The 2594-nt window shown below is 48.5% G+C and carries 4 protein-coding genes; 3 read left to right on the forward strand and 1 reads right to left on the reverse strand.

Annotated elements, in window-relative coordinates; genetic code table 11:
- The 3 genes from LUQ50_RS10650 to ribB all read left to right on the forward strand — a co-directional run.
- Nucleotides 1–584 (forward strand): 4-alpha-glucanotransferase (locus LUQ50_RS10650; protein ID WP_300039814.1); only part of this gene is annotated, 584 nt, incomplete at its 5' end.
- Nucleotides 585–703: 119 nt separating this feature from the next.
- Nucleotides 704–1369 carry a DUF120 domain-containing protein gene (locus LUQ50_RS10655; protein ID WP_300039815.1) on the forward strand — a complete coding sequence of 222 codons (666 nt, stop codon included), beginning with the start codon at nucleotides 704–706 and terminating at the stop codon, nucleotides 1367–1369.
- Entirely contained in the window at nucleotides 1366–2034 is a 669-nt protein-coding gene (gene ribB, locus LUQ50_RS10660; protein ID WP_300039816.1) for a 3,4-dihydroxy-2-butanone-4-phosphate synthase, read from the forward strand. The genes LUQ50_RS10655 and ribB overlap by 4 nt, the downstream gene beginning before the upstream one ends.
- A gap of 92 nt (nucleotides 2035–2126) precedes the next feature.
- Here ribB and LUQ50_RS10665 read toward each other — a convergent pair.
- The coding region (locus LUQ50_RS10665; protein WP_300039817.1) for a nucleic acid-binding protein at nucleotides 2127–2594 on the reverse strand (468 nt) is incomplete at its 5' end.

The following is a 2594-nucleotide window of genomic DNA, read 5'->3' on the forward strand; positions in this document are numbered from 1 at the left end:
AGATCCCTGCAGGATCTGAAACGGCTGTCACTGGCAGGTGGGTGTCTGCACCAGGATTTGATCTTCTGAAAACTCTCAACAAGCGGTTTGCCTATCTGCCGATCATCGCTGAGGATCTGGGCATTATCACCGCAGATGTCAGGGAGATGATACGTGAGTTTTCGTTACCCGGAATGAAAGTGCTGATGTTTGCATTTGGTCCTGGTATCGCGGAGAGCCCGTATATTCCTCATCATATTCCTCAAAATTGTGTGGTCTATATCGGTACGCATGATAATGCCCCGATTCTCGGGTGGTTTCTCGCTGAAGCATCAGAAGAAGAGAAACAGAATCTGTCTGCATATCTAGGGAGGGAGATCTCAGTCGATAATGCCAACTGGGCACTGATCCGATTGGCTATGATGAGTGTAGGCAATACAGTGATTCTCCAGATGCAGGATGTTTTGAATCTGGGTATGGAGTCCCGGATGAATCTGCCTGGAACTAATGCCGGAAACTGGCTGTGGCGTATGAATTCCACTCATTTTAATCCGATTCTTCAGAAAAAAATCTACGATATGACTATGTTATACGGTAGATTGTAACCCGAATTTTCTCTTCTCTGGGGATTTTTTTCGTTGTTTACCGACGGATCAGATCTCATTTTTGTTATGGCCCTCAAAGATGACAACGCATTAATAATATCCCTCTCATATATGAGTTTATGATAGAGCCTGAAGATCTTGAGTGTCTGAAGCACATCGCTCTTCAGGGCGGTCTTCATGATCCGCTCTTTCTCAATTCTCAAATCCTTGGCGGAGAACTTGGTATCAGTCCCCAGACTGCGTCCCGCCGGCTCAAGTCACTGGAGCAGCAGAACCTGATCAAACGTACCCTCGTTGCTGACGGTCAACAGGTAATGGTGAGTGAGGATGGGGAGTCAGCGCTTCGGGCCGAATACTGCGATTATTACAGACTTTTTGGGGGGAAGCAGAAGCAGTATCAGTTCCCGGGAACAGTAGAATCAGGGCTGGGTGAGGGAGCGTATTACATGAGCCTTCGACAGTATATGCAGCAGTTTGAGAAGATCCTGGGTTTTGCTCCGTATCCGGGAACACTCAATCTCAGGCTCTCACCGGTGGCAATCCAGCGGCGGAAACGTCTGACGATTGCAGACTGGTTTCTTGTTGATGGCTTTGAATCAGAAGGCAGGACGTTTGGACAGGTACGATGCCTGCCTTGTATGATACATACGATTCCCTGCGGGATCATAGTTCCAGGAAGATCACACTATCCTGAAGCTCTGGTTGAAGTGATTGCTCCGGTTGGGTTGCGGCGTGAACTGAATCTGAAGGATGGGGATGAGGTCGTGATTGAGGTGTCATTATGATTGTAGAAGCGCTCGAAGCGCTCAGAAAAGGTGAGATGGTACTGCTCTATGACTTTGATAACCGGGAGCGTGAGACCGATCTCGCCATGAGATCAGATCAGATAACTCATCGGGATATCTGCCGGATGCGTCATGATGCCGGTGGTCTGATATGTACCGCAATTCCGTTTGCGGCAGCGAAGAAACTGGGGCTGCCGTTTGCCAGGGATGTACTGAAAAACTGTGCCATGGTTGAACAACTCGGAGACATTCCCTATGATCCTTCGAACAACTCTTCATTCTCACTCTGGGTGAATCACCGGAATACCTTTACCGGAATCACTGATAAGGACCGGTCCCTCACGGTGAATGCTCTCTCTCAGGTTGTCAGGAATACTCTTGATGGGGAACCTGTTGTGTTCAAGGAGCAGTTCAGAACTCCCGGTCATATGCCTGTGCTCATTGCAGCAGAAAAACTTCTGGATCAACGACACGGCCAGACCGAACTCTCGGTAGCCATGGCAGAGATGGCTGGTATCAACCCGACGATCAGTATCTGTGAGATGCTTGATGATGAGAGCGGGCTAGCCCTATCAAAAGAAGAGGCAATGCGATATGCCAAAAAGCACGGGCTTGCCTTTGTTGAGGGTTCAGAAGTCCTTGAGGAATGGGAACGAAATAAATAACCGGCCGGTTCCCGTTCTCCTGATATCACAGAAATTAATACAGGAGGATGAGCGTAATCCGGTTGAAAAACACTCTCCTTTTATTACGATTATTAGATCTCTATCGCTTTCAGGGCTTCATGGACCATCCGTCTCCAGACATCTGATGTCTGGGTATAGATCTCCTTTGCTTTCACCAAATCAGGACTCTCACCTTCAGTATCCAGACGTTCCAGTGTCCGGGTAGCAGCATCAAGAATCCAGCAGTCATACACTGATTTGTTCACCGCTGCCACCGATTCTGCCCGCACTGAAACCAGCACCCGGTTATCAGGCGCCTTGAAGACGTTTGGTTTCCCGATAACGGCAACATAGGTATGTGTTCCTTCTATGGTGGGGGTCTCGATTGAAGCAATCTGGTGCATTGCTTCTGGCTGGTAACTTCCTGCACTGACAAAGAAGAGACCACTCGGATCTTTCACCTTGATCTGATAAAATACTGCATCTCCTTCCGATTTCTTCTTCTCGGCCAGAATACCTACTAGAAATACCCGGTTGCATCGCTCACCGGTGGGAAGCAG

Origin of the sequence: Methanospirillum sp., from assembly GCF_028679455.1 — an archaeon.
In the GTDB taxonomy this organism is placed as follows: domain Archaea; phylum Halobacteriota; class Methanomicrobia; order Methanomicrobiales; family Methanospirillaceae; genus Methanospirillum.

Coding starts and splice junctions, on each gene's coding strand:
- LUQ50_RS10655 (WP_300039815.1), top strand. CDS start 704: ATGATAGAGCCTGAAGATCTTGAGTGTCTGAAGCACATCGCTCTTCAG.
- ribB (WP_300039816.1), top strand. CDS start 1,366: ATGATTGTAGAAGCGCTCGAAGCGCTCAGAAAAGGTGAGATGGTACTG.